Source organism: Uliginosibacterium sediminicola (assembly GCF_039631295.1).
Taxonomy (GTDB): domain Bacteria; phylum Pseudomonadota; class Gammaproteobacteria; order Burkholderiales; family Rhodocyclaceae; genus Viridibacterium; species Viridibacterium sediminicola.
This window is the reverse complement of sequence record NZ_JBDIVE010000001.1, coordinates 584,723-607,794: the sequence shown is the minus strand read 5'-3', so window position 1 is coordinate 607,794 and position 23,072 is coordinate 584,723. Positions and strand designations below refer to the sequence as shown.

General features: G+C 63.9%; 24 protein-coding genes. 18 read left to right on the top strand and 6 right to left on the bottom strand.

Translation table 11 applies throughout. The annotated features are described in order from the left end of the window. Positions 1 to 34: 34 nt before the first annotated feature. The 3 genes from rpoZ to ABDB84_RS02885 form a co-directional block, all read right to left on the bottom strand. Positions 35 to 241, bottom strand: a complete 207-nt coding sequence (rpoZ, locus tag ABDB84_RS02895) for a DNA-directed RNA polymerase subunit omega (RefSeq protein WP_345918176.1) — start codon at positions 239 to 241, stop codon at positions 35 to 37. Between the two features lie 103 nt (positions 242 to 344). Next, positions 345 to 959: a guanylate kinase gene (gene gmk / locus ABDB84_RS02890; protein ID WP_345918175.1), complete on the bottom strand. Its 615-nt coding sequence runs from the start codon at positions 957 to 959 to the stop codon at positions 345 to 347. A 136-nt stretch (positions 960 to 1,095) separates the two neighbouring features. After that, positions 1,096 to 1,962: a YicC/YloC family endoribonuclease gene (locus tag ABDB84_RS02885; RefSeq protein ID WP_345918174.1), complete on the bottom strand. Its 867-nt coding sequence runs from the start codon at positions 1,960 to 1,962 to the stop codon at positions 1,096 to 1,098. Positions 1,963 to 2,111: 149 nt separating this feature from the next. Between ABDB84_RS02885 and ABDB84_RS02880 the strand changes: the two genes are divergently transcribed. The 3 genes from ABDB84_RS02880 (at position 2,112) to rph (ending at position 4,843) form a co-directional block, all read left to right on the top strand. Next, positions 2,112 to 3,071, top strand: a complete 960-nt coding sequence (locus ABDB84_RS02880; RefSeq protein WP_345918173.1) for a serine/threonine protein kinase — start codon at positions 2,112 to 2,114, stop codon at positions 3,069 to 3,071. A 7-nt stretch (positions 3,072 to 3,078) separates the two neighbouring features. Then, on the top strand, positions 3,079 to 4,005 hold the full coding sequence (locus ABDB84_RS02875) for a PP2C family protein-serine/threonine phosphatase (protein WP_345918172.1): 927 nt from the start codon (positions 3,079 to 3,081) through the stop codon (positions 4,003 to 4,005). A 115-nt stretch (positions 4,006 to 4,120) separates the two neighbouring features. Beyond that, the gene (gene rph, locus ABDB84_RS02870; protein ID WP_345918171.1) at positions 4,121 to 4,843 is read left to right on the top strand and encodes a ribonuclease PH; all 723 of its coding nucleotides are present in this window, start codon (positions 4,121 to 4,123) and stop codon (positions 4,841 to 4,843) included. A 3-nt stretch (positions 4,844 to 4,846) separates the two neighbouring features. Here the strand turns inward: rph and ABDB84_RS02865 are convergent, their stop codons facing one another. Beyond that, positions 4,847 to 6,049: a BaiN/RdsA family NAD(P)/FAD-dependent oxidoreductase gene (locus ABDB84_RS02865; protein ID WP_345918170.1), complete on the bottom strand. Its 1,203-nt coding sequence runs from the start codon at positions 6,047 to 6,049 to the stop codon at positions 4,847 to 4,849. A gap of 125 nt (positions 6,050 to 6,174) precedes the next feature. Here ABDB84_RS02865 and rng point away from each other — a divergent pair, with 125 nt between their 5' ends. From rng to ABDB84_RS02830, 7 genes are read left to right on the top strand one after another with little or no spacing between them, the layout of a single operon-like run. Continuing rightward, on the top strand, positions 6,175 to 7,629 hold the full coding sequence (gene rng, locus ABDB84_RS02860) for a ribonuclease G (RefSeq protein ID WP_345918169.1): 1,455 nt from the start codon (positions 6,175 to 6,177) through the stop codon (positions 7,627 to 7,629). An 8-nt stretch (positions 7,630 to 7,637) separates the two neighbouring features. After that, positions 7,638 to 8,264: a GNAT family N-acetyltransferase gene (locus tag ABDB84_RS02855; protein WP_345918168.1), complete on the top strand. Its 627-nt coding sequence runs from the start codon at positions 7,638 to 7,640 to the stop codon at positions 8,262 to 8,264. A 13-nt stretch (positions 8,265 to 8,277) separates the two neighbouring features. Then, positions 8,278 to 8,940, top strand: a complete 663-nt coding sequence (locus ABDB84_RS02850; protein ID WP_345918167.1) for an HAD family hydrolase — start codon at positions 8,278 to 8,280, stop codon at positions 8,938 to 8,940. A gap of 8 nt (positions 8,941 to 8,948) precedes the next feature. Beyond that, positions 8,949 to 9,536: a CDP-alcohol phosphatidyltransferase family protein gene (locus ABDB84_RS02845; protein WP_345918166.1), complete on the top strand. Its 588-nt coding sequence runs from the start codon at positions 8,949 to 8,951 to the stop codon at positions 9,534 to 9,536. Continuing rightward, entirely contained in the window at positions 9,533 to 10,117 is a 585-nt protein-coding gene (gene ruvA / locus ABDB84_RS02840) for a Holliday junction branch migration protein RuvA (protein ID WP_345918165.1), read from the top strand. Before ABDB84_RS02845 ends, ruvA begins: the two co-directional genes overlap by 4 nt. After that, positions 10,114 to 10,623: a DUF4442 domain-containing protein gene (locus ABDB84_RS02835; protein ID WP_345918164.1), complete on the top strand. Its 510-nt coding sequence runs from the start codon at positions 10,114 to 10,116 to the stop codon at positions 10,621 to 10,623. The genes ruvA and ABDB84_RS02835 overlap by 4 nt, the downstream gene beginning before the upstream one ends. After that, positions 10,620 to 11,351 carry a UPF0149 family protein gene (locus ABDB84_RS02830; protein WP_345918163.1) on the top strand — a complete coding sequence of 244 codons (732 nt, stop codon included), beginning with the start codon at positions 10,620 to 10,622 and terminating at the stop codon, positions 11,349 to 11,351. Before ABDB84_RS02835 ends, ABDB84_RS02830 begins: the two co-directional genes overlap by 4 nt. On the opposite strand, the gene fmt is transcribed toward ABDB84_RS02830, so the two are convergent. Beyond that, positions 11,348 to 12,301, bottom strand: a complete 954-nt coding sequence (gene fmt, locus ABDB84_RS02825; RefSeq protein ID WP_345918162.1) for a methionyl-tRNA formyltransferase — start codon at positions 12,299 to 12,301, stop codon at positions 11,348 to 11,350. The genes ABDB84_RS02830 and fmt overlap by 4 nt on opposite strands. A 76-nt stretch (positions 12,302 to 12,377) precedes the next feature. Then, entirely contained in the window at positions 12,378 to 12,881 is a 504-nt protein-coding gene (gene def, locus ABDB84_RS02820) for a peptide deformylase (protein WP_345918161.1), read from the bottom strand. 257 nt (positions 12,882 to 13,138) lie between these two features. On the opposite strand from def, the gene ABDB84_RS02815 reads away from it, so the two are divergent. The 8 genes from ABDB84_RS02815 (at position 13,139) to ABDB84_RS02780 (ending at position 23,047) form a co-directional block, all read left to right on the top strand. Next, positions 13,139 to 14,218, top strand: a complete 1,080-nt coding sequence (locus ABDB84_RS02815) for a LysM peptidoglycan-binding domain-containing protein (protein ID WP_345918160.1) — start codon at positions 13,139 to 13,141, stop codon at positions 14,216 to 14,218. Between the two features lie 17 nt (positions 14,219 to 14,235). Then, positions 14,236 to 15,324, top strand: a complete 1,089-nt coding sequence (gene dprA / locus ABDB84_RS02810; RefSeq protein WP_345918355.1) for a DNA-processing protein DprA — start codon at positions 14,236 to 14,238, stop codon at positions 15,322 to 15,324. Positions 15,325 to 15,366: 42 nt separating this feature from the next. Then, positions 15,367 to 15,855: a Smg family protein gene (locus ABDB84_RS02805; protein WP_345918159.1), complete on the top strand. Its 489-nt coding sequence runs from the start codon at positions 15,367 to 15,369 to the stop codon at positions 15,853 to 15,855. 160 nt (positions 15,856 to 16,015) lie between these two features. After that, positions 16,016 to 18,598, top strand: coding sequence for a DNA topoisomerase III (locus ABDB84_RS02800; RefSeq protein ID WP_345918158.1), 2,583 nt, complete (start codon positions 16,016 to 16,018; stop codon positions 18,596 to 18,598). Positions 18,599 to 18,630: 32 nt separating this feature from the next. After that, entirely contained in the window at positions 18,631 to 19,035 is a 405-nt protein-coding gene (locus ABDB84_RS02795) for a GtrA family protein (protein WP_345918157.1), read from the top strand. Beyond that, positions 19,032 to 20,036: a glycosyltransferase family 2 protein gene (locus tag ABDB84_RS02790; RefSeq protein ID WP_345918156.1), complete on the top strand. Its 1,005-nt coding sequence runs from the start codon at positions 19,032 to 19,034 to the stop codon at positions 20,034 to 20,036. The genes ABDB84_RS02795 and ABDB84_RS02790 overlap by 4 nt, the downstream gene beginning before the upstream one ends. 131 nt (positions 20,037 to 20,167) lie before the next feature. Continuing rightward, positions 20,168 to 21,565 carry a hypothetical protein gene (locus tag ABDB84_RS02785; RefSeq protein WP_345918155.1) on the top strand — a complete coding sequence of 466 codons (1,398 nt, stop codon included), beginning with the start codon at positions 20,168 to 20,170 and terminating at the stop codon, positions 21,563 to 21,565. A gap of 129 nt (positions 21,566 to 21,694) precedes the next feature. Further along, positions 21,695 to 23,047, top strand: coding sequence for a peptidase U32 family protein (locus ABDB84_RS02780; protein ID WP_345918154.1), 1,353 nt, complete (start codon positions 21,695 to 21,697; stop codon positions 23,045 to 23,047). Positions 23,048 to 23,072 lie beyond the last annotated feature (25 nt).

Below are 23,072 nucleotides of genomic sequence, written 5' to 3'. Positions count from 1 at the left end.
CGCGCACCTTGAGTCTCCACCGCTCCGGTCTACATCAGGCCTGGGCGCGATTGAGCATTTCGCGGCCGACCTTGCCCAGAGCGATTTCACGCAGGGCGATCACCGTCGGCTTGTCGCGGTCGCCATCGACCAGGGGCGTGCTGCCCGAGGAGATCTGGCGTGCGCGGTAAGTTGCAGCAAGCGTCAGCTCGAAGCGGTTGGGGATCTTGTTCAGAGCGTCTTCAATCGTGATACGGGCCATGGCCGGGTACTCCTGGTAAAAATCATTGCAAAACCGAAAGCTGCCAGACAGCGCAAGCAGTATTGTCGCACTGCAAAAAGAGCGTCAAGGGCATACCGTGCCACTATTGGCCGAGGTTGTCGACAAATACGGCAGGATTTCTTTCCTGTGTTTGACGGGTGCGCAGGCGTGCTGCCCGCGTGACCGCCTGCAGGTCAAGCAGCGCTATCGGCAAGTCGTTGTTAATTATAGCGTAGTCGAAATCGCAGACACGACGCATTTCATCGCGTGCGGCGGCCAGACGACGGGCGATGACCTCGGCGCTGTCGGTGCCGCGGCCGCGCAGGCGTTGTTCCAGCACGGCGTAGGAAGGCGGCAGGATGAAGATGCTGACCGCTTCCGGGAATTGTGCGCGCACCTGGGCGGCGCCTTGCCAGTCGATTTCGAGCAGTACGTCCTGCCCTTTGGCGAGCTGCGCCTGCAGCCAGGGTCGCGAGGTGGCGTAGTAATTACCGTGCACCTCAGCCCATTCAAGGAATTCACCGGCCTCGCGCATGGCCTGGAAGCGCGCCGCATCGACGAAGTTGTAGGCGACGCCGTCTTCTTCGCCCTCACGCGGGCTGCGCGTGGTGTAGGAGACGGACAGGCGGATGGCCGGGTCTTCGCGCAGCAGGGCGCGGACCAGGGTGGTTTTGCCCGCCCCGGAGGGGGCGGAGACGATGTAGAGAATGCCGCTCATACTTTTTAGGGGCTAGGGGCTAGGGGCTAGGGGCTAGGGGCTAGGGATGGTGCGGCGAGGCTTGAAGGGCGCAGTGAGCACTGGTCACCAACACTGTCGCAACGCTCGAAGGGCGCCCTCTCCATGTCTCGCTCCTTCATTCTAGGTTCTGCACTTGTTCGCGCATCTGTTCGATATAGACCTTCAAATCGACCGAGATGCCGGTTAATTCGCTGGACACGGCTTTCGAGGCCAGGGTGTTGGCTTCGCGGTTGAGTTCCTGCATCAGGAAATCGAGCCGCTTGCCGACGGCGCCACCGGCCTTGAGGACGCGCTCGACTTCGTCCAGATGGGTGTTCAGGCGCGTCAATTCCTCGGCTACATCAACCTTCTGCGCAAACAACGTCACTTCGCTGCGGATGCGGTCTTCGTCCAGCGTGGCGACGGCTTCGCGCAGGCGCAGGGTCATGCGGTTGCGGTATTCCTCGACGGCGGCCGGCACCAGCGGCGCGGCCACGGCGATCTTGCCGCGCATCAGGGCCACGCGTTCGCGCAGGGCTTCGACCAGCTTGGCGCCTTCGCGCTGGCGGCTGTCGCGCAGTTCGGCAATCGCCTGCTTGCCCAGCTTGCCCATGGCCTCGACCAGGGCTTCCTGCGAGACCGTCTCTTCAGCCAGCACGCCGGGCCAGCGCAGCACCTCGCCGGTGGAGAGCGGCGCGGCGGCCGGCAGTGCTGCTTGCACCAGAGCTTGCGCGGCGGCCAGACGACGCAGCATCTCGGCGTTCACGGCAAGTTCGGGTGTTCCCTGAGCCGCCGCCTGTAAGCTGGCACGACACTCGACCTTGCCGCGTGATAGGCTCGCGCCGATCAGTTCCCGCATCAGCGGTTCGGCAAAGCGCAGTTCCTCGTTGATGCGGAAAGCCAGGTCCAGATAGCGGGAATTGACGCTACGCAGTTCGAGGTGCAGGGCCACGCCGCCGATTTGATGCGTCAGGGCGGCATAGCCGGTCATGCTGAATACCATTGGAATATTCCGTGTTGTCTGGGTGGTGGCGGGTCAATGCCAGGCGCCGCAAGGCCGTCAAGACAGCGCAGGCGTCACATGCGACAATTGCCCTGCTGCAGGTTGCCGAGAGTGGGCTGCCGTGCAGGATCGAAAGCTGATATTAACCCATGGCCACGCCGTCACAAATCAACAGTCCACTGCCTTCGGGGTTCCAGCTCGAACAATACCGCATTGAGCAACAGCTCAGCCTGGGTGGTTTTTCGATCGTCTACCTGGCGACCGATGACAGCGCGGTGCCGGTGGCCATCAAGGAATACCTGCCCAATTCGCTGGCGCTGCGCAAAGCCGGCGAGATCGAGCCGCAGATTACCGAGGAGCACCAGGCCGCCTTCCGCTACGGCATGAAGTGCTTCTTCGAGGAAGGCCGCTCACTGGCCAAGCTGATGCACCCGAACGTGGTGCGCGTGCTGAACTTCTTCCGCGCCAATGGCACGGTGTATATGGTCATGCAGTTCGAGCGCGGCCGTACGCTGCAGGATTTCATCCATCGCAACAAGGGCCATATCAAGGAGCGCTTCATCCGCGGCGTGTTCACCCGCCTGCTCAATGGCCTGCGCGAGGTGCATGCGCACAAGCTGCTGCACCTCGACATCAAGCCCTCGAACATTTATCTGCGCAATGACGGCACGCCGGTGCTGCTCGATTTTGGCGCCGCGCGCCAGACTCTGGCGCAGGACACGCCGATGCTCAAGCCGATGTACACGCCGGGCTATGCGCCGCCCGAGCAGTTCAATGACCGCGAGAATCTGGGGCCCTGGAGTGACATCTACAGCGTTGGCGCCTCGATGTACGCCTGCCTGGCGGGCGCGCCCCCTTTGCGTTCGGACGAGCGCATCAAGAAAGACACCTTCGAGCCGGCCACCAAGCGCTGGGCGGGTGAGTATTCGGTGCATATGCTCGAAACCATCGACTGGTGTCTTAACCTCAATCCGCTGGAGCGTCCGCAGAGCGTGTATGCCTTGCAGAAGGCCTTGCTGACGCGTTCGCGCCATATTGCCCCGAAGCCCCCGACCACTTTGCTGAGCAAGGTCACCACGCACTTGCGCGCACTGATCCGGAAGTCCTGAGCCTGCCATGAAATTTTCCATCTACCAGGAAAGTCGCCCCGGTGCCCGTCCCAATAATCAGGACCGCGTGGCCTACAGCTATTCGCGCGAAGCCTTGCTGATGGTGGTGGCCGATGGCATGGGCGGCCATCTGCATGGCGAGATTGCCGCGCAGATTGCCGCGCAATACCTCATCGAGGCCTTCCAGCAGACGGCGCAGCCGCAGATCCGCGATGAGCTGATGTTCCTGTCGCGCTCGCTGACCAATGCGCACAATGCCATCGTCGATTACGCCTACGACAAGCGCCTGCCCGACGCGCCGCGCACCACCATCGTTGCCTGCCTGATCCAGAACAGCGTGGCCTATTGGGCGCATGCCGGCGATACGCGGCTCTATCTGGTGCGCAAGGGGCGCACCGTGGCGCAGACGCGCGACCATTCGCGCCTGCAGCTGATGATGGATCAGGGCCTGATTACCGAAGAGGAAGCCCTGCATCACCCGGCGCGCAACCGCATCTTCAGCTGCCTGGGCGGCACGCATGCGCCGCAGGTCGAGTTCTCCAACGCTACGCCGCTGTTCGCCAATGATCTGATCGTGATCTGCACCGACGGGGTGTGGGGCAATCTGGAGAGCGACGACATCGTCGACCAGCTGGCCGATACCAATATCCTCGACACCACGCCGCGCCTGCTCAACCGCGCCGAGGCGCGTGGCGGCAGCAGTTGTGACAATCTCTCCATCCTGTCGATGCGCTGGCTGGAGGACTATACCGAGGGCGTGCCCTCGTCGATCAGCACCGATACCATGCCCATGGATTCGATCACCACGCAGATGGATGGCTTCACGCGCAGCCGTCCGCCCGAGGCCAATCCGCTGTCGGACACCGACATCGAGAAAGCCATCGAGGAGATCAACCAGGCGATCAAGAAGTACTCCAAATTCGAGCCGCGCTGAGGCTGCGGGTTTGACCTGAGGGGCTGACCTGCAGGTTTGACTTATCCCGGGCGCGCGCCGGACTCCCGCCGGCTGCGCCGCCTGGCACCCATTTCCTTCTGAATCCGAGACATCCATGACCCGACCTTCCGGCCGTTCCCCCGAGCAGTTGCGCGCTGTGCGCATCACCCGCAATTTCACCCGCCACGCCGAAGGTTCGGTGCTGGTCGAGTTTGGCGACACCCAGGTGCTGTGCACGGCCTCGGTCGAAGAGAGCCTGCCGCCCTTCCTGCGCGGCAAGGGTCAGGGCTGGGTGACGGCCGAATACGGCATGCTGCCGCGCTCGACGCATACGCGGATGGCGCGCGAGGCGGCCAAGGGCAAACAGAGCGGGCGCACACAGGAGATCCAGCGCCTGATCGGCCGCAGCCTGCGCGCGGTGGTCGACCTCAAGGCCCTGGGCGAGCGTCAGATCACCGTGGACTGCGATGTCATCCAGGCCGATGGCGGCACGCGCACGGCCTCGATCACCGGCGCCTGCGTGGCCGTGCATGATGCGCTGGCCGGCCTGGTGGCGGCCGGCAAGCTGCCGGCTTCGCCGCTGCGCGACTGGGTCGCCGCGATCTCGGTCGGCATCTACAAAGGCGTGCCGGTGCTGGATCTGGACTACCCCGAAGACTCCGACTGCGAGACCGACATGAACGTGGTCATGACTGGCAGCGGCGGCTTCGTTGAAGTGCAGGGCACGGCCGAGGGCACGCCGTTTGCGCGCGCCGAGCTGGACTGCCTGCTGGGGCTGGCCGCCGACGGCATCGCGCGTCTGGTGCAGCTGCAGAAAGACGCCGTCGCGCCGCGCTGAGCCTCAGCCGGCGCTCAGTCCCTGAACGGCCATGCCTGCAGCGTAGGCACTGGCCCAGGCCCACTGGAAGTTGTAACCGCCCAGCCAGCCGGTGACATCCATCACCTCGCCGACGAAATAGAGTCCGGGCTGGCTGCGCGCCATCATGGTCTTCTGGTCGAGTGCGCGCGTATCGACGCCGCCGCGTGTCACCTCGGCCTTGCGATAGCCCTCCGAGCCCGAGGGCAGCAGGGACCAGGCCTGCAGTTCCTGCGCCAGTGCGCGCAAAGCCTTGTCGCTGCAATCGGCGAGGGGTTTGCCTTGCAGGCCGTGGCGCTGCACCCAGGTGTCGGCCAGGCGGCGCGGCAGGGTCTGGGCGAGGATGGTCGCCAGGTGCTGGCGATTGCCGGGTTTGGCATCGATCAGCGCTTCGCCCAGCCTGGCCTCGTCGGGCGCCAGATTGATCTGGATTGCTTCGCCGGGCTGCCAATAGCTCGAAATCTGCAGGATCGCCGGGCCAGACAGGCCGCGATGGGTGAACAACAGATCCTCGCGGAAATGCCCGCTCGCGCTGCTCACTTCAACTTCCAGCGCCAGGCCCGCCAATTCCGCGAACGGCGCCCAGGCGGCGGGGTCAAAGCTCAGCGGCACCAGGGCAGGGCGGGGCGCCACCACGGGAATATCGAACTGGCGGGCGATGCGGTGCCCGAGGTCGCTGGCGCCGATTTTCGGAATCGACAGCCCGCCGGTGGCCACCACCAGTGAAGCGCAGTCGATCTGCCCCAGGCTGGTGTCGAGCTGCCAGCGCTCCTCACTGCGGCTCAGGGCCTTGAGCTTGCAGGGCTGGCGCCAGCTGACATCGCCGGCGGCGCACTCGGCCACCAGCATGTCGATGATCTGCTGTGCCGAGTCGTCGCAGAACAGCTGGCCCTTGTGCTTCTCGTGCCAGCCGATGTGGTGGCGGGCGAGCAGGGCGAGGAAGTCCTGCGGCGTGTAGCGCGACAGGGCCGAGCGGCAGAAATGCGGATTGTCCGACAGGAAATTGGCAGCGGAGGTACCCAGATTGGTGAAATTGCAGCGCCCGCCGCCGGAGATGCGGATCTTCTCGCCAATGCGCTCGGCATGGTCGAGCAGCACCACGCGCAGCCCGCGCTGGCCGGCTACGGCGGCGCACATCATGCCGGCAGCGCCGGCGCCGATCACGGCAACATCGAATTGTTCAGCCAAGCTCGTTCTCCTTCAGAGGGCAGATGATACCTGCCTCCAATCCTTCTCTTCGCGTTCCTGACATCCCGGTAGAATCCTGATCAACGACAGCTTTCAAACCATCCAATCAATTCCGGAATCCCATCATGAGCGAGGAATACCTCATCAATTTCACGCCACAGGAAACCCGTGTGGCGCAGATGTTCAATGGTCAGGTGCAGGAACTGCACGTCGAGCGCGAACATTCACGCGGCATTGTCGGCAACATCTATCTGGGCCGCGTGGTACGCGTGCTGCCGGGCATGCAGTCGGCTTTCATCGAAGTCGGCCTGGAGCGTACGGCCTTCTTGCACGTGGCCGACATCTGGCTGGACCGCCAGCACGGCGAGACGCAGCGCCCCATCGAGCGCATCCTGCACGAGGGCCAGAGCCTGCTGGTGCAGGTGCTCAAAGACCCGATCGGCACCAAGGGCGCGCGTTTGTCGACCCAGCTCTCGCTGGCCGGTCGCCTGCTGGTGTATCTGCCGCAGGATCATCACATCGGCATTTCGCAGCGCATCGAGAGCGAGAGCGAGCGCGACGCCTTGCGCGCACGCCTGCACAACCTGATTCCGGCGGATGAGAAGGGCGGCTTCATCGTGCGCACCCAGGCCGGTCAGGCCAGCGACGAGGAACTCGGCGCCGACATCGCCTACCTGCGCAAGCTGTGGGCCGAGATCCAGCAGCGCAAGAGCGCCGCCACGCCGCCGGCCGCGCTGTATCACGATCTGAGCTTGTCGCAGCGGGTGCTGCGCGACCTCGTCGATACCGACACCACGCGCGTGGTGATCGATTCGCGCGAGAACTTCCAGAAGCTCAGCGCCTTCGCCAGCGAATACATGCCCCGCGTGGCGCACTTGCTCGAACACTATCAGGGCGGGCGGCCGCTGTTCGACCTGCACGGCGTGGAAGAGGAGATACAGAAAGCGCTGGCGCGCCGCGTCGACCTCAAGAGCGGCGGCTATCTGATCATCGACCAGACCGAGGCGCTGTGCACCATCGACGTCAACACCGGCGGCTTCGTCGGGGCGCGCACCTTTGACGACACCATCTTCAAGACCAATCTCGAAGCCGCCCAGGCCATCGCACGCCAGCTGCGCCTGCGCAATCTCGGCGGCATCATCCTGCTCGACTTCATCGACATGGAGAGCGAGGAACACCGTGCCGCGGTGCTCGCCGAATTGCACAAGGCCCTGGCGCGCGACCACACCAAGGTCTCGGTCGGCAATTTCACCTCGTTGGGGCTGGTCGAGATGACGCGCAAGCGCACCCGCGAGTCGCTGGCGCACATCCTCTGCGAACCCTGCCCGACCTGTGGCGGGCGCGGCGAGGTCAAGACGGTGCGCACCGTGGCCTATGAAATCCTCCGCGAGCTGGTGCGCGAGGCGCGCCAGTTCTCGGCCAAGGAATTCCGCATCCTCGCTTCGCCGATGGTCGTCGATCTGTTCCTCGACGAAGAGTCGCAGGCTATCGCCATGCTGCAGGACTTCATCGGCCGCGCCATTTCGCTGCACGCTGAATCGAGCTACTCGCAGGAGCAGTTCGACATCGTGCTGCTCTGAGGGTGAAGATGATGAGTGAATGTGTTGCCCTGATCGGCGCACGTGTGGCGCTGCAGCCGATGCAGCGCGAACATCTGGCTGGCATGATCGCTGCGGTCGACGATGGCGCCCTGTGGCAATCGCGCCTGACGCCGATTGCCACACCGCAGGCGATGCCCGATTACATCGAGCGGGCGCTGACTGGTTACCAGGCCGGCCATATGCAGCCCTTTGTCACCACGCTGCTACAGAGCGGGGAGATTGTCGGCAGCACGCGCTTCTGGCGGATCGAGCCGAGCAATCGCAAATGCGAGATCGGCCACACCTGGATCGCCCGCAGCTGGCAGGGCAGCTTCGTCAATCCGGAAGCCAAGTACCTGATGCTGCGCTACGCCTTCGAGCACCAGCAGCGCCTGCGCGTGCAGTTCCAGACCGATGCGCTCAATGCCCAGTCGCGCGCCGCCTTGCGCAAGCTCGGCGCGGTCGAAGAAGGCATCGCACGCAACGAGCGCATCATGCCCGACGGGCGGGTGCGCGACTCGGTGCAGTTCTCGATCATCGCCGCCGAGTGGCCGGCGCTGCGGCTGCAGCTCGAAGCGCGTCTGAGCGCACTGGGCATTGTTCCCCAATTGCGGATCGAGCCTCGCTCATCCTGACCGGACAGCGCACATGCAACTTCGCCTCAGCCGCCCCGACGCGGTCATCTTCGACATGGACGGGCTTCTGCTCGACTCCGAACGCCTGGCCCTGGCGCTGCACGAGCAGGCCGCCAGCGATCTTGGCCTGCGCTGGGATCATGACATCAGCCTGAAGATGGTCGGCCTCAACTCGCGCGATTCCGCGCACATCCTTACCGAGGCCTTCGGTGCCGACTATCCGCTTGACGCGCTCAATGCCCGCTTTGGCGAGCTCTACGAAAGGGCGATCCAGGCCGGCAGCATCCCGCTCAAGCCCTTCGTGCGCGAGCTGCTGCAGCGCCTCGAAGCGCTGCGCATTCCGTGTGCCGTCGCCACCTCGACACGCCGCGTGCGCGCCGAGGCCAAACTCAGCCATGCCAAGCTGCTGCCGCAGTTCAAGGCGCTGGCCTGTGGCGATGAAGTGTTGCGTGGCAAGCCGCACCCCGAGATCTACGAACTCGCCGCGCAGCGCGTCGGCGCCCAGCCCACGCGCTGTCTGGCGCTGGAGGATTCGAATGCCGGCGTGCGCGCCGCCGTCTCGGCCGGCATGAAGGTGGTGATGGTGCCCGATCTGCTGCGCCCTGATGCCGACATCCGCCGGCTGGGTGTGCCGGCCGTGGAATCGCTGCGCGACGTGCTGGCTGCGCTGTCCTGAGCCCTGCGATGAAAGCCACCCAGCTGCCCCTGCTGCTGACCGCTTTGCGCGCCGCGCTGGCGCCGCTGCTCCTCTGGCTGGCCTGGTTCTGGCCCGACCCAGCGGCTTTCGCTGGCTGTTTGCTGATCGCTTTTCTCTCCGATGTGTTCGATGGCGTTATCGCGCGTCGTCTCGGTGTTGCCACGGTCGCCCTGAGGCGTCTCGACAGCATTGCCGACAGCGTGTTCTATGTCGCAGCGATGTGCGCTGTCTGGCATCTGCATCCGGCGGCGATCACCGAGCACCCATACTTGCTGGGGACTTTGCTGGCGCTCGAACTGGCGCGTTATCTCTTTGACTTCATCAAGTTCCGCCGCGAGGCTGCTTACCATATGTGGAGTTCCAAGCTGTGGGGCATCGGCCTGTTCGCCGGTTTTCTCGGCATCCTCGCCGGTGGCAATACCGGCTGGGCGGTGTGGCTGGCGGCCTTGCCCGGTATCCTTGCCGACATCGAAGGTCTGGCCATCTCCGCCATACTTCCGCAATGGCGTAACGATGTGCCCAGCGTGCTGCATGCCTGGCGCTTGCGCCAAACCTTACAGGCGACAAAATCATGATTGGACGACTGAGCGGCACCCTGCTCGAAAAGAATCCGCCGCAGATCCTCCTCGACGTGGGCGGTGTCGGCTACGAGATCGAAGTACCGATGAGCACCTTCTACAACCTGCCTGGCACTGGCGAGCGCGTCAGCTTGCGCACCCATCTGGCGATTCGCGAGGACGCCCATGTGCTCTACGGCTTCGCGAGCGAGGACGAGCGCATGGCTTTCCGCCAGCTGCTGAAGATCTCCGGCATCGGCGCGCGCACGGCGCTGGCCGTGCTCTCCGGCCTTTCGGTGAGCGAGCTGGCCTCGGCCGTGGCGCTGCAGGAGAGCGGGCGTTTGACGAAGATTCCCGGCATCGGCAAGAAAACCGCCGAACGCCTGCTGCTCGAATTGCGCGACAAGCTGGCCAAGGCCCTGCCGGGCGTGGCCAGTGGCGCCATCGTCGTCAATGACGCGCAGAGCGACATCGTGCACGCCTTGCTGGCGCTCGGTTACAACGAGAAGGAAGCGGCTGCCGCGCTCAAGGGCTTGCCGGCCGATGTCAGTGTCTCGGACGGTATCCGTGCGGCGCTCAAGCTGCTCTCCAAGGCATGATGAGTCCCAAGCTCAAACAAAGCTTCCTGCGCGATATCGAGCTCTCGGCCAGCCTCATGCGCCGCTTGATGAATCTGTGGCCGCCCTTGCTGGGCGCCGGCATCCACATCGAGCACATCAGCGCCGATTATCGTGAGGTGCGCGTACGCATGCGCCAGCGTCTGTTCAATACCAATATCTTCGGCACCCACTTTGGCGGCTCGCTGTACGCGCTCTGCGATCCCTTTTTTGCGCTGCTGATCCTGCGTAACCTGGGCCGTGATTACGTGGTCTGGGATCGCGCAGCACAGATCGATTTCGTCCTGCCAGCGCGTGGCACGGTGCGCGCCACATTCCGCATCGACGATGCCATACTTGCAGATATCCGCCAAAATACCGCTGGCGGCGACAAATACGAGCCGGTTTTGCCGGTCGATATTGTTGATAGTCGTGGCGATACGGTCGCCAGCGTACTCAAGACCATTTATATCCGGCGCAAGCCGGGCACTGAAAAGAAAGCGCCATGACTCCTGTTATTGCACACGGCGCCTTGCGCGATGATGAAATCGAGGAACTGGATCAACTCCTCGCGCAGCACCCCGACGCCCATTCCGTCGAAGAGATGGACGGCCTGATCTGCTCCCTGTTCATCGCCCCCGACGCCATCGAGCAGGATGAGTGGATCGCACTCGTTCTGGGCGAGGGTGCCCACTGGCAGTCGGCGCAGGACGCTGCGCGCTGTACTGAGCTTCTGCTGCAGCACTGGAACCACGTCGCGCATGGCTTTCGCGAAGACTGGTCCGGCGTCACCGCCGAAGAAGGCGCCAACAGCATGTATTTCCCGCTGCTCGACGATGTCGCGGTGAGCGGGCATCCGCTCGCCGAAGGCTGGGCGCGTGGCTTCCGTGCTGGCCTGGGCTGGCTCGAAGAAGTGCACTGGGATGCGCTTGAAGAAGATGAGGAATGCGTCACCCTGCTCAACCTCATCGGCATTTTCGACAGCGGCGAGAAGTCGCCGGGCATCAAGCTCAGCGCCGCCGAGCGTGACGAGCTGATCAGCGCCATCGCCGCCGGCCTGCAGTATCTCTATGCTTTCTGGCGCCGCTGGCTGCGTGTCGTGCAAACGACACGTGTGCCGCACCGCGCCGACGTGCAGCCGGGCCGCAACGACATCTGCCCGTGTGGCAGTGGCAAGAAATTCAAGAAGTGCTGCGGCGCGGCCAATGCCACGCCGCTGCCGCGCAGCCTGAATTAAGCCTGATCAGCAGGCGGCGGCAGATCGAAGCTGTCGCCCGCTTGCAGCGTGCAGCCCTGCAGGAACTGGCGCGCCGGCAAGCGCTTGCCGCCGGCTTTCTGCAATTGCGTGAGGCGCAAGACGCCTTCGCCGCAGGAAACCAGCACGCCGCCTTCATCAACCTGCAGGATGCGGCCGGGTGGCTGATCGCTGTTTTGCGCTAGCGCTTCACCCGCCCATAGCTTGATCAGCTGGCCGCCGCTGGTGGCCGCACCGCCGGGAAAAGGGTCAAAGGCGCGCAGACGGCGCGCCAGCAACTGGGCGGATTCGCGGAAATCCAGCTGGCTTTCGCGCTTGGCGATCTTGCTGGCGTAGCTCACGCCTTCCTCTGGCTGGACGCGCGGCAGCAAGGTGCCGGTGGACAGCGCCTGCAAGGCTTCAACAATCATCTCGCCGCCCAAATCTGCCAGCTTGTCATGCAGGCTGGCCGTGGTGTCGTCGGCCAGAATCGGCAGCGCCGATTGGGTCAGCATGGCGCCGGTATCGAGCCCGGCATCCATCTGCATGATGGTGATGCCGGTCTCGGCGTCGCCCGCTTCGATGGCGCGGTGGATCGGCGCCGCGCCGCGCCAGCGCGGCAGCAGCGAAGCGTGGATATTGAGGCAGCCCAGGCGCGGCATGTCGAGCACCGCTTGCGGCAGAATCAGGCCATAGGCGGCCACCACCAGCACATCGACCTGGGCCTCGCGCAAGGCCGCTTGCTGTTCGGGCGTGCGCAGCTTCTCCGGCTGGGCGACCGGAATGCCTGCCGCCAGCGCCACCTGTTTGACGGCGCTGGCCTGCAGCTGCATGCCGCGACCGGCCGGGCGGTCAGGCTGGGTGAGTACCAGGGCGACATCGAAGCGCGCATCCAGCAAGGCGCGCAGGGCAACTGCGGCGAATTCGGGGGTTCCGGCGAAGGCGAGTTTCATTGAGCAAGGCGTGAGGAGTGAGGGGAGAGGCGCCGGGTGGGGGCGCGAGCCCCGCTCTGCAATCCCGGCCTGACGATCAAACCGTGACGCGCGAGCGCTTGGCCATCTTCTGCTTGATGCGGTTCTGCTTGAGTTGCGAGAGGTGTTCGACGAAGACCTTGCCATCGAGATGGTCGATCTCGTGCTGCAGGCAGACTGCCAGCAGACCTTCGGCATCGAGTTCGAAGGCTTTGCCCTGTTCGTTCAGGGCGCGCACGCGCACGCGGGCGGCGCGGCTGACCTTCTCGTAGATGCCGGGCACCGACAGGCAGCCTTCCTCGCAGACCTGTTCGCCGTCCAGCGCGATGATCTCCGGGTTGATGAAAGCTTGCAGACCGGTTTTGTCCTCGGAGGTGTCGATCACCAGCACGCGCAGATGTACGTCGACCTGGGTGGCCGCCAGACCGACGCCGGGCGCGGCATACATGGTCTCGGCCATGTCGGCGACCAGTTGTCGGATACGATCGTCGACCAGCTTGACCGGCGCCGCTTTCTTGTGGAGTCTGGGGTCCGGGAAGTTGAGAATGTGGAGCAGGGCCATTTGTCTGAAAAGTCCAGAAAACCTTGATGAATGAAGCGGCTACGTGCAGAATCTAAAGCAAAACTTGAATGCATGCACGAGCAAAGCGCTGCGCGAACCCGCTATTTTCCGGTTTGTCGGCGCGATCTCAAGTCATATTCTGGCACCGACGCAAATTTACTGCGGACTTCGCCGCGAGGGATTTCCTGCATTTCCGGCATTGCCGCTGGCCAAGTGCGAGAGGTAGAGTCCGGGTCACCACCACAACGGGGTTGGTCATGAAACGCTTTTCTTCCGCGCTGATCGTGGCGCTTGCAGCTGTGACGAGCTGTGCTGTGCCGGTGTTCGCGCAATCTGCAGCGCGTTCCGCGAGCAGCGAAGCCCTGCAGCTTGCTGACAACGCGCCGGACAGTTACACGGTGGTCAAGGGCGATACGCTGTGGGACATCTCCGGCCGCTTCCTCAAGTCACCCTGGCGCTGGCCCGAGGTCTGGAAGCTCAACACCGAGCAGATCCGCAATCCGCACTGGATCTATCCGGGGCAGGTGGTGTATCTGGATCGCAAGAACATGACCCTGTCGCTGACCCCCGGCAATGGCGGTACGGTCAAGCTGTCACCGCAGATCCATTCGACCCCGGCGCTGGGGCCGATTGCCAGCGTGCCGCTGCAGAACATCCAGCAGTTCCTCGTCGAGCCGCTGTTTACCGAGAGCGAAAATCCGGCCGATGCTGGCACCGTGATCGGCATCCAGGAAAATCGCGTCATGGCGGGGACCGACGAAACCATCTTCGCACGCAACCTCAGCGTGCCCAATCAGGTTGCCTGGAGCGTGTTCCGCCCGGGTACGCCGATCAAGGATCCGCTCAGCAACGAAGTGCTGGGCTACGAAGCCATCTACGCCGGTCAGGCGCGTGTCCGCACGCCGGAGCGTCCGCCGGTCGCTGCCGCGCTGAGCGTCGGCCGTGTCAAGCATGAGGTGTCGGTAGGTGACCGCCTCCTGCCGGCGGTGGACGCCAGCAATTTCGCCTATGTGCCGCATGCTGCGCCGGCCGATATCCAGGCGCGCATCGCATCGATTTATGGCGGTCTGGACGAGACGGGCGTCAATGGCGTAGTGACGATCAATGCTGGCCGCAATCAGGGCATTGAGCCCGGTCATGTCGCGGCCTTGTACCGTGTGCTGGGCAATGCCAGCTATCGCGGTCCCGATGGCGGGCAGAAAGTGCAGGAAATCCCGCTGCCCGACGAGCGTTACGGTCTGCTCTTCGTGTTCCGGGTGTTCTCAAAACTCTCCTACGCCTATGTGCTGGAGAGTACGCGTCCGGTTCGCGTCGGCGACAAGGCGCTCGCTCCCTGAGCCTCGCCGGCTGAATGATGGCTGCAGCGCACGAACTGGCCGGCTGGTTGCGGCTGACTTCAGTGCCTGGCATCGGGCCGGAGCGTCAGCGTGATCTGCTGGCCGCCTTCGGCTTGCCGGCACGCATCTTCGAGGCCAGCCAGGCGGCGCTGGCGGGCGTCATTGGTGCCAAGCTGGCGAAGCGCCTGCTTGAGCACGATAGCGCGCCGAATATCGCGGCAGCGCTGCAGTGGGCCGCCGAACCTGGCAACTACATCATTACCCTGGCTGACGCGGCCTATCCACAGAGTTTGCTGCAGACGGCGGATCCGCCCTGCCTGATCTACGCCAAAGGGCGCATCGAACTGCTCAATCGCCCCGCGATTGCCCTGGTGGGCTCGCGCAACGCCACGGCGCAAGGCGTGGCCAATGCTGAACGCTTTGCTGCGGCGCTGGCGGAGGCGGGCCTCTGCGTGGTCAGCGGTCTCGCGCTGGGCATCGACGCTGCTGCCCACCGTGGCGCGCTGGGTCGTAGCGGCAGCACGGTGGCGGTGATCGGTACCGGTGCCGACCGCATCTATCCGGCCAGCAATGTTGCGCTGGCACGAGAGCTCGCCGAGTCCGGCCTGATTCTCAGTGAGTTCGCCCTGGGCACGCCAGCGGCAGCCTATAACTTCCCGCGTCGTAATCGCATCATCTCTGGCTTGTCGCGCGGCGTGCTGGTGGTCGAAGCCGCCTTGGGCAGCGGTTCGCTGATTACTGCGCGGATGGCGCTGGAGCAGGGGCGCGAAGTGTTTGCGGTGCCGGGCTCGATCCATTCGCCCTTGTCCAAGGGCTGCCATCTGCTCATCAAACAAGGCGCCAAACTGGTGGAATCGGCTCAGGACGTGCTCGAAGAGCTGCACTGGGGCGTCGCCAGCGCTGCCGCTGCCGAGCCTGATGCGGTGCCGCTGGCGGCGGATGAAGCGGCCGTGCTGGCGGCCATCGGCTTCGATCCGGTTGATCCAGACACACTTGTGGCGCGCTGTGGCTTGACGGCGGAAGCACTCTTCGCCATGCTGACCGTACTGGAGCTCGAAGGGCGCATTGAGCGCCTGCCGGGCGGAAAGCTGCAAAGACTCCACTGAACGCTCCTTCAGCCAGTTGGGGGAGCGCATGCCGAGGTCACGATGATCGATATTCTGGTCTATCTTTTTGAAACCTACGGCTACGCTGATGCCTGTCCCGCCGAGCCGGAGCAGCTTGCTCGCAAGCTCTCTGCGGCCGGTTTTGAACAGGGCGAAATCTCGGAAGCCATCGAATGGCTGTCGGGCTTGCGCGGCATGGCGAGCGAACCGACCGCCAGCTTTGATCCGAACAGCCGTTCCATCCGCATTTTCACCGATGAGGAGCAGGGCCGCCTCGACATTGAATGTCGTGGCTTCCTGAGCTTCCTCGAAGGCAATGGCACGCTGGACGCGCGACAGCGCGAGCTGATCCTTGAACGCGCCATGGCGCTGCCGGAAAGCGAGGTCTCGCTGTCCAAGTTCAAGGTCATCGTGCTGATGGTGCTGTGGCAGCAACAGGCCAGCATGGACACCCTGATTCTCGATGAATTGCTCACCGAGGAGACGGACGAAGAAGACGGCGACTGGACCGAAGTGCTGTCGGTGCATTGACAAAACGCTATTTTTGCGTGACTTTGCGGCCGTGACGCTTGCGTCACGGCCAAGGCGCCGCCTATTATCCGCACCAATCGTTCGCCGGGCTTGCCCGGCGAAGTCGATTCTGGGTGATTGAAACTTCGCTTGCCCGCCACTTCTGGACATTCTCTAGCGCATGAGCAAACAGCTGATCATTGCCGAAAAACCCTCTGTTGCGCAGGACATCGCGCGCGCCCTGGGCGGCTTCACCCGTGAGGGTGATTACTTCGAGAGCGAGCACTACGTGCTCTCTTCGGCCATTGGTCATTTGCTGGAGCTGACCGTGCCGGACGAGTTCGAAGTCAAGCGCGGCAAGTGGTCGTTTGCGCACCTGCCGGTGATCCCGCCGCACTTCAAGCTCAATCCGGTCGAGAAGACAGCCGAGCGCCTGCGCCTGCTCACCCGCCTGATCAAGCGCAAGGATGTCGACGGCCTGATCAACGCCTGTGACGCGGGACGCGAGGGCGAGCTGATCTTCACCTACATCGCCAATCACTCCGGTACCTCCAAGCCCAGCCGCCGGCTGTGGCTGCAGAGCATGACGCCGCAGTCGATCCGCGATGGTTTCGAGTCGCTGCGCACCTCGGCCGAGATGTCCGGCCTGCGTGAAGCGGCCACCTGCCGTGCCGAGAGCGACTGGCTGATCGGCATCAACGGCACGCGCGCCATGACCGCCTTCAACTCGAAGACTGGCGGCTTCCATCTGACCACCGTGGGCCGCGTGCAGACGCCGACCCTGGCTATCGTCGTCGAGCGCGAGGAGCGCATCCGCGCCTTCAAGTCGCGCGATTACTGGGAAGTCGAAGGGCATTTCGGCGCGGCGGCGGGCGGCTACATCGGCCGCTGGTTCAACGAACACTTCAAGAAGCCCGAGGACGACGAGCACGCCAATGCGCATCGCCTGTGGGACGTCAAGCAGGCCGAGGCGATCCGCGCCAAGTGCGCCGGCAAGCCGGGCAAGGTGGAGGAGGAGGCCAAGCCCTCCAATCAGCTCTCGCCCCTGCTCTTCGACCTGACTTCGCTGCAGCGCGAGGCCAATGGCCGCTTCGGCTTTTCGGCGCGCACGACGCTGCAAATTGCGCAGGCGCTGTACGAAAAGCACAAGGTCTTGACCTATCCGCGGACCGACGCACGCGCCCTGCCGGAAGACTATGTCGCCACCGTGCCGGCGATTCTCGGTGCGCTGCCCAGCGAATACGGCGGCTTCGCGGCCGAGATCCTCAAGCATGGCTGGGTCAAGCCGAACAAGCGCATCTTCAACAACGCCAAGATCTCGGACCACTTTGCCATCGTGCCGACCGGTACGGCGCCGAAGAACCTCTCCGAAGCCGAGCAGAAGATCTACGACATCGTCACCAAGCGTTTCCTGGCGGTGTTCTACCCGGCAGCCGAGTACATGATCACCACGCGCATCACGCGCGTCGAGGGCGAAGCTTTCAAGACCGAGGGCAAGGTGCTGGTCAATGCCGGCTGGCTGTCGGTGTATGGCAAGGAAGGCGCGGTCGAGGGCGAAGAGGCCACCGGCTCGCTGGTCGCCGTCAAGCCGGGCGAGACGGTCAAGACGGACGAAGTGCTGGTCAAGGCCAATGTCACCAAGCCGCCGGCACGCTACAACGAAGCGACCCTGCTCTCCGCGATGGAAGGTGCCGGCAAGCTGGTTGATGATGAAGAACTGCGTGCGGCGATGGCCGGGCGCGGCCTGGGCACGCCTGCGACGCGTGCGCAGATCATCGAAAACCTGATCGCCGAGACCTACATGCTGCGCGAAGGTCGCGAACTGATCCCGACCGCCAAGGCCTTCTCGCTGATCACCTTGCTGCGCGGCCTGGGCGTCTCCGAACTGTCGTCGCCCGAGCTGACCGGTGAGTGGGAATACAAGCTGGCGCAGATGGAAAAGGGCCTGCTCTCGCGTGCCGAGTTCATGGAGCACATCGAGCAGATGACGCGCGAGATCGTCGAGCGCGCCAAGAAGTACGAGTCGGACACCGTGCCCGGCGACTTCGCCACGCTGAAGACGCCGTGCCCCAAGTGCGGCGGCGTGATCAAGGAAAACTACAAGAAGTTCCAGTGCCAGTCCTGCGAATACGCGCTGTGGAAGATCGTCGCCAGCCGCCAGTTCGAGATCCACGAGGTGGAGACCCTGCTGTCCGCAGGCAAGGTCGGCCCGCTGCTGGGCTTCCGCAACAAGATGGGACGCGCCTTCAACGCCGAGATCAAGCTCAACGACGACAAGCTGCCGGAGTTCGATTTCGGCCAGCCGCGTGAGGACGAGACCGGCGAGGCGCCGGACTTCTCGGCGCAGACGTCGCTCGGCGCCTGCCCCAAGTGCGGCAGCGGCGTGTTCGAGCACGGCATGGCCTATGTCTGCGAGAAATCGCTGGGCGCTGGCAAGAGCTGCGACTTCCGTTCCGGCAAGATCATCCTGCAGCAAGCCATCGAGCGCGAGCACATGGAAAAGCTGCTGCAAGAAGGGCGCACGCCCTTGCTGACCGGTTTCGTGTCCTCGCGCACGCGGCGCAAGTTCTCGGCCTTCCTGGTGCGTGGCGAAGACGGCAAGGTCGGCTTCGAGTTCGAGAAGCGCGAGCCCAAGGCCAAGGCGCCCGCCAAGGCCAAGGCCGCCGCCAAGCCCGCAGCTGAACCCGCCGCCGAAGAGGTTGCCGAGGCCAAACCGGCGGCCAAGAAGGCCGCCGCACCGCGCAAGAAAAAGGCGGCTGCCTGAGGGGCCGCCCGAGCCTTGCAGCGCGCGCCGCCATGCACGCCTCGACGGGCAATCTGAGTAGCCGCAGTTTTCTGCGCTTTCTGCTCGTCGGTGGCGGTGCCACCTTGTTGCAGTACCTGATCATGGCCGCACTGATGACGCTCTTTGCGGTGTCTGCGGTGCGCGCCTCGACGATCGGCTTCCTGCTCAGCGCAATCTTCAATTACTGGGCCAATGCGCGCTTCACCTTTGCCGCGCAGGGCGGACACCGGCGCAGCATTCTGCGCTTTGCCGTGACCTTGTGCGCCGGTCTGGCGATCAATGCACTGGTACTCTACGCATTCAAGAAAATGGGCGCAGCGGTATGGCTCGCGCAGCTCATCGCGACCGGCGTCGTACTGGTCTGGAACTACACCATCAATGCCATCTGGACATTCAGGAAGAGACACAGCTCATGACGCCCACCATCGGTCTGGTGATTCCCTGTTACAACGAAGAGGCGGTCTTGCGCGAGACGACCAGCCGCCTGCTGGTACTGCTCGAACGCATGCGGGGCGAGGGTCTGATCGCGGCGGATAGCGCGATTTTCTACGTCGATGACGGTAGCCGCGACAGCACCTGGGCGCTGATCGAGGAATTGTCGGCCGCCCACAGTGCGGTGTGCGGCATCAAGCTGTCGCGCAACCGGGGGCACCAGAACGCCTTGCTGTGCGGCCTGCTCAATGCGCCGGGCGATGCGCTGATCAGCGTCGATGCCGACCTGCAGGACGATCTGGAAGTCATTCCGCAGATGGTGCAGGCGCTGCGCCGTGGCGATGACATCGTCTATGGCGTGCGCAAGAAGCGCACGACCGACACCTTTTTCAAGCGCTTCACCGCCGAGGGCTACTACAAGCTGCTGGCCGCGATGCGCGTGCAGATCATCTTCAACCATGCCGACTACCGCCTGCTGAGCCGGCGCGCCATCGAAGCGCTGAGCGAGTACCGCGAGGTCAATCTGTTCCTGCGCGGCCTGATGCCGCAGCTGGGCTATCGTTCCTCGATTGTTGAATACGACCGTGCCGAGCGCTTTGCCGGCGAATCCAAATATCCGCTGGGCAAGATGCTGTCGCTGGCCTGGCAGGGCGTGACCTCGTTCTCCACCTATCCGCTGCGCCTGATCACCGCCATCGGCTCGCTGATCTCGCTGGCCAGTCTGGGGCTGGCGGCCTGGGCCATGCTGACCCGCTTGTTCACCGAGGAGGCCCTGCCCGGCTGGGCGTCCACGGTTATCCCGATGTATTTCCTCGGTGGCGTGCAATTGCTGAGCCTTGGCGTGATCGGTGAGTATGTCGCCAAGATCTATACCGAGACCAAGGCGCGCCCGCGTTTCCATGTCGATGTGCTGGCCGGTGCGGCGTTCCGCCAGCGCGGGCGCCTTGATGCAACGCGGCAAGCCATTGCCGACGGGACACTATAAGCTGCGTGCTGCTTTAGGGCGTGATCATATTCATGCGCAATCTGCCGCATGAGTGCGATCACGCTCTGAAATGTGTCGGTGCAGCATTGCCGACTGTGCTCTTGTTCCTACCAAGAAATGGAGACAGCCAGATGCAGCAGATTCCCCGTATTTCCCGTAAGCCGATTGTCGTGCTGATGGCGGCGCTGATGCCGCTGCTGGCCCAGGCCGTGCCCGCGTTCCCCGGCGCCGAAGGTTTTGGCGCCGAGACTGTCGGCGGGCGCGGCGGCAAGGTCTATACCGTCACCCACCTCAATGACGAGGGCGAAGGCAGCTTGCGCGCCGCCGTTGAGGCACAGGGCCCGCGCACCGTGGTGTTTGCGGTCAGCGGCACGATCCAGCTCAAGTCGCCGCTGATCATCAAGAATCCGAACATCACCATCGCCGGCCAGACTGCGCCGGGCGGCGGCATCACCTTGCGCGACTACACCCTGCACATTGATACGCAGGAAGTCATCGTGCGCTACATCCGCTCGCGCCTGGGCAATGCCAGCAAGGTCGAGGAGGATGCGATCAATATCCGCGACGGCGCACGCAATGTGATTCTCGATCACGTCTCGGCCAGCTGGTCGACCGACGAGGCGCTGTCGCCATCCGGTGACATCAAGAACATCACCGTGCAGTGGAGCCTGATTGCCGAGAGCCTCAATAAAAGCGTGCATCTGAAAGGCGCGCATGGTTACGGCAGCCTGCTGCGGGCCACCGGCGGCGTGAGTCTGCACCACAACATCTGGGCCTTTCACCGTGGCCGCAATCCGCGCTTTGGCGACAACTACATGAAGGGCGACGGCACGCCGACCTTCGACTTCCGCAACAACATCATCACCGCCTGGGGTGATTACGCCTCGGGCACCAACGACGGCAATATCCGCGTCAATTACGTCGACAACCTGATCAAGCCGGGCAAGTTCAGCGTCAAGATCGAGCCCATCGTGGTCACCGACAAGGGCAACGAGAACACCCAGTTCTACCTCAAGGGCAATGTGTTCTCCGGCAATAATGCCTGGAGCAATGACAACAGCAAGCTGATCGGCTGGGGCGCACCGCCCAAGGAATTGTCGAAAGAGGCGGGCAAATACAAGCTGGCAGCCGCGCCCTTCGACGCGCCCAAGGTGACGACCTGGCCGGCCGGCGAGCTGCTCATCCGCCTGCCGGCGACGGTGGGCGCCAGCTATCCCTGGCGTGATGCGGTGGATCTGCGCATCATCGAGCAGATCACCGAAAACAAGGGCAAGCTGATCGACTCGCAGGAAGAAGTTGGCAGCTGGCCGGCCGTACCGCAAGGCACGGCAGCACTCGACAGCGATGGTGATGGCATTCCCGATGCCTGGGAGAAAGCCCATGGCCTCAATGCCAAGGACGCCAGCGATGGCGCCAAGCTCGCCAAGGACAAGAGCGGCTACACCAATCTGGAGCGCTACCTCAACAGTCTGGTGGCCGAACCTCAGCCGGAGAAGGACGCTGCCAAACCCGCCAAGGCCCGCAAGTAAGCACGGTGCTTAGGGCGAGACAGGCCACCTGCAGCGCGGGTGGCCTTTTTACATGTGATGTGCGCGAGCCTTTCGCGGCAAGGCCTGCTCGCGTAGCATCGCGGCCTTGAACCGCTCTTGTGCTGCATCATGAAAACGCCTGAACTTCTCGCCCCCGCCGGTACCTTGGCCATGCTCGATACCGCGCTCGCCTTTGGCGCCACGGCCATCTACGCCGGCCAGCCGCGCTACAGCCTGCGCGTGCGCAATAACGACTTCGGCGATCTGGCGGTGCTCAAGACGGGAATCGACCGCGTGCATGCGGCAGGCGGCCAGTTCTACCTGGTTTCCAACATCTATCCGCACGGCGCCAAGCTCAAGACCTATATCCGCGACATGGCACCGGTCATTGATTTGAAGCCGGACGCGCTGATCATGTCCGATCCAGGCCTGATGATGATGGTGCGCGAGGAATGGCCCGATCAGGCGATCCACCTCTCGGTGCAGTCGAACACCGTCAATGCGGCGGCGGTGAAGTTCTGGGCGCGCAATGGCGTGTCGCGCGTGATCCTCTCGCGCGAGCTGTCGCTCGACGAGATTGCTGACATCCGCCAGGCCTGTCCCGACACCGAGCTGGAAGTCTTCGTGCACGGCGCGCTGTGCATCGCTTACTCGGGCCGCTGCCTGCTGTCGGGCTACATGAACCACCGCGATCCGAATCAGGGCACCTGCACCAACACCTGCCGCTGGGATTTCAAGGTCCATCCGGCGCGTGAGGATGCCAGCGGCGACGTGTTCCTCATCGAGGAGCGCGAGCGCCGCGCCGGCAGCTACAACGTGATCGAGGAAGACGAGCATGGCACCTACATCCTCAACTCCAAGGATCTGCGCGCGATCGAGCACGTCAAGAGTCTGGTCGACATGGGCATCGACTCGCTCAAGATCGAAGGCCGTACCAAGAGCCCGTATTACGTCGCGCGCGTCTGCCAGGCTTATCGCCAGGCCATCGACGACAGCGTCGCCGGGCGTGATTTCGATTCGCGGCTGCTCGATTCGCTCGACGGGCTCGCCAATCGCGGCTACACCGGCGGCTTTTTCGACCGCCATCAGGATGTCTCGGCGCACCAGAACTATGAGCGTGGCAGTTCGGAATCCTCACGCAGCCTGTATGTCGGTGATGTGCTGGGTTTCGATGCACAACGCGGCCTGGCCGAAGTGGCGGTGAAGAATCGCTTCGCGGTCGGCGATCGTCTGGAGCTGGTACAGCCGGCTGGCAATCGCAGCCTCGTGCTGTCGGCGATGCAGAACGCCGAAGCGGCGCCGATGCAGGTGGCGCCGGGCAGCGGGCATCGCGTTTGGCTGCCCTTGCCGGCCGATAGCGTGGGCGCCTTCGTGACGCGCTTTGTCAGCGGCGCCGAAGCACGTCTGCCTGATCCTGTGGTGGCGGCTGAAGCCGAGCAGTCGGGTGGATGTGGCAGTGGCGGGTGTGGTAGCTGCGGCTGATGATCACCGGCAACACCGCAGCGGC

Coding starts and splice junctions, on each gene's coding strand:
- ABDB84_RS02815 (WP_345918160.1), top strand. CDS start 13,139: ATGAAACGCTTTTCTTCCGCGCTGATCGTGGCGCTTGCAGCTGTGACG.
- ABDB84_RS02875 (WP_345918172.1), top strand. CDS start 3,079: ATGAAATTTTCCATCTACCAGGAAAGTCGCCCCGGTGCCCGTCCCAAT.
- ABDB84_RS02795 (WP_345918157.1), top strand. CDS start 18,631: ATGCACGCCTCGACGGGCAATCTGAGTAGCCGCAGTTTTCTGCGCTTT.
- ABDB84_RS02880 (WP_345918173.1), top strand. CDS start 2,112: ATGGCCACGCCGTCACAAATCAACAGTCCACTGCCTTCGGGGTTCCAG.
- rpoZ (WP_345918176.1), bottom strand. CDS start 241: ATGGCCCGTATCACGATTGAAGACGCTCTGAACAAGATCCCCAACCGC.
- ruvA (WP_345918165.1), top strand. CDS start 9,533: ATGATTGGACGACTGAGCGGCACCCTGCTCGAAAAGAATCCGCCGCAG.
- ABDB84_RS02855 (WP_345918168.1), top strand. CDS start 7,638: ATGATGAGTGAATGTGTTGCCCTGATCGGCGCACGTGTGGCGCTGCAG.
- ABDB84_RS02885 (WP_345918174.1), bottom strand. CDS start 1,962: ATGGTATTCAGCATGACCGGCTATGCCGCCCTGACGCATCAAATCGGC.
- ABDB84_RS02785 (WP_345918155.1), top strand. CDS start 20,168: ATGCAGCAGATTCCCCGTATTTCCCGTAAGCCGATTGTCGTGCTGATG.
- fmt (WP_345918162.1), bottom strand. CDS start 12,301: ATGAAACTCGCCTTCGCCGGAACCCCCGAATTCGCCGCAGTTGCCCTG.
- ABDB84_RS02780 (WP_345918154.1), top strand. CDS start 21,695: ATGAAAACGCCTGAACTTCTCGCCCCCGCCGGTACCTTGGCCATGCTC.
- ABDB84_RS02805 (WP_345918159.1), top strand. CDS start 15,367: ATGATCGATATTCTGGTCTATCTTTTTGAAACCTACGGCTACGCTGAT.
- rph (WP_345918171.1), top strand. CDS start 4,121: ATGACCCGACCTTCCGGCCGTTCCCCCGAGCAGTTGCGCGCTGTGCGC.
- ABDB84_RS02835 (WP_345918164.1), top strand. CDS start 10,114: ATGATGAGTCCCAAGCTCAAACAAAGCTTCCTGCGCGATATCGAGCTC.
- rng (WP_345918169.1), top strand. CDS start 6,175: ATGAGCGAGGAATACCTCATCAATTTCACGCCACAGGAAACCCGTGTG.
- ABDB84_RS02850 (WP_345918167.1), top strand. CDS start 8,278: ATGCAACTTCGCCTCAGCCGCCCCGACGCGGTCATCTTCGACATGGAC.
- ABDB84_RS02800 (WP_345918158.1), top strand. CDS start 16,016: ATGAGCAAACAGCTGATCATTGCCGAAAAACCCTCTGTTGCGCAGGAC.
- gmk (WP_345918175.1), bottom strand. CDS start 959: ATGAGCGGCATTCTCTACATCGTCTCCGCCCCCTCCGGGGCGGGCAAA.
- ABDB84_RS02790 (WP_345918156.1), top strand. CDS start 19,032: ATGACGCCCACCATCGGTCTGGTGATTCCCTGTTACAACGAAGAGGCG.
- def (WP_345918161.1), bottom strand. CDS start 12,881: ATGGCCCTGCTCCACATTCTCAACTTCCCGGACCCCAGACTCCACAAG.
- ABDB84_RS02830 (WP_345918163.1), top strand. CDS start 10,620: ATGACTCCTGTTATTGCACACGGCGCCTTGCGCGATGATGAAATCGAG.
- dprA (WP_345918355.1), top strand. CDS start 14,236: ATGGCTGCAGCGCACGAACTGGCCGGCTGGTTGCGGCTGACTTCAGTG.
- ABDB84_RS02845 (WP_345918166.1), top strand. CDS start 8,949: ATGAAAGCCACCCAGCTGCCCCTGCTGCTGACCGCTTTGCGCGCCGCG.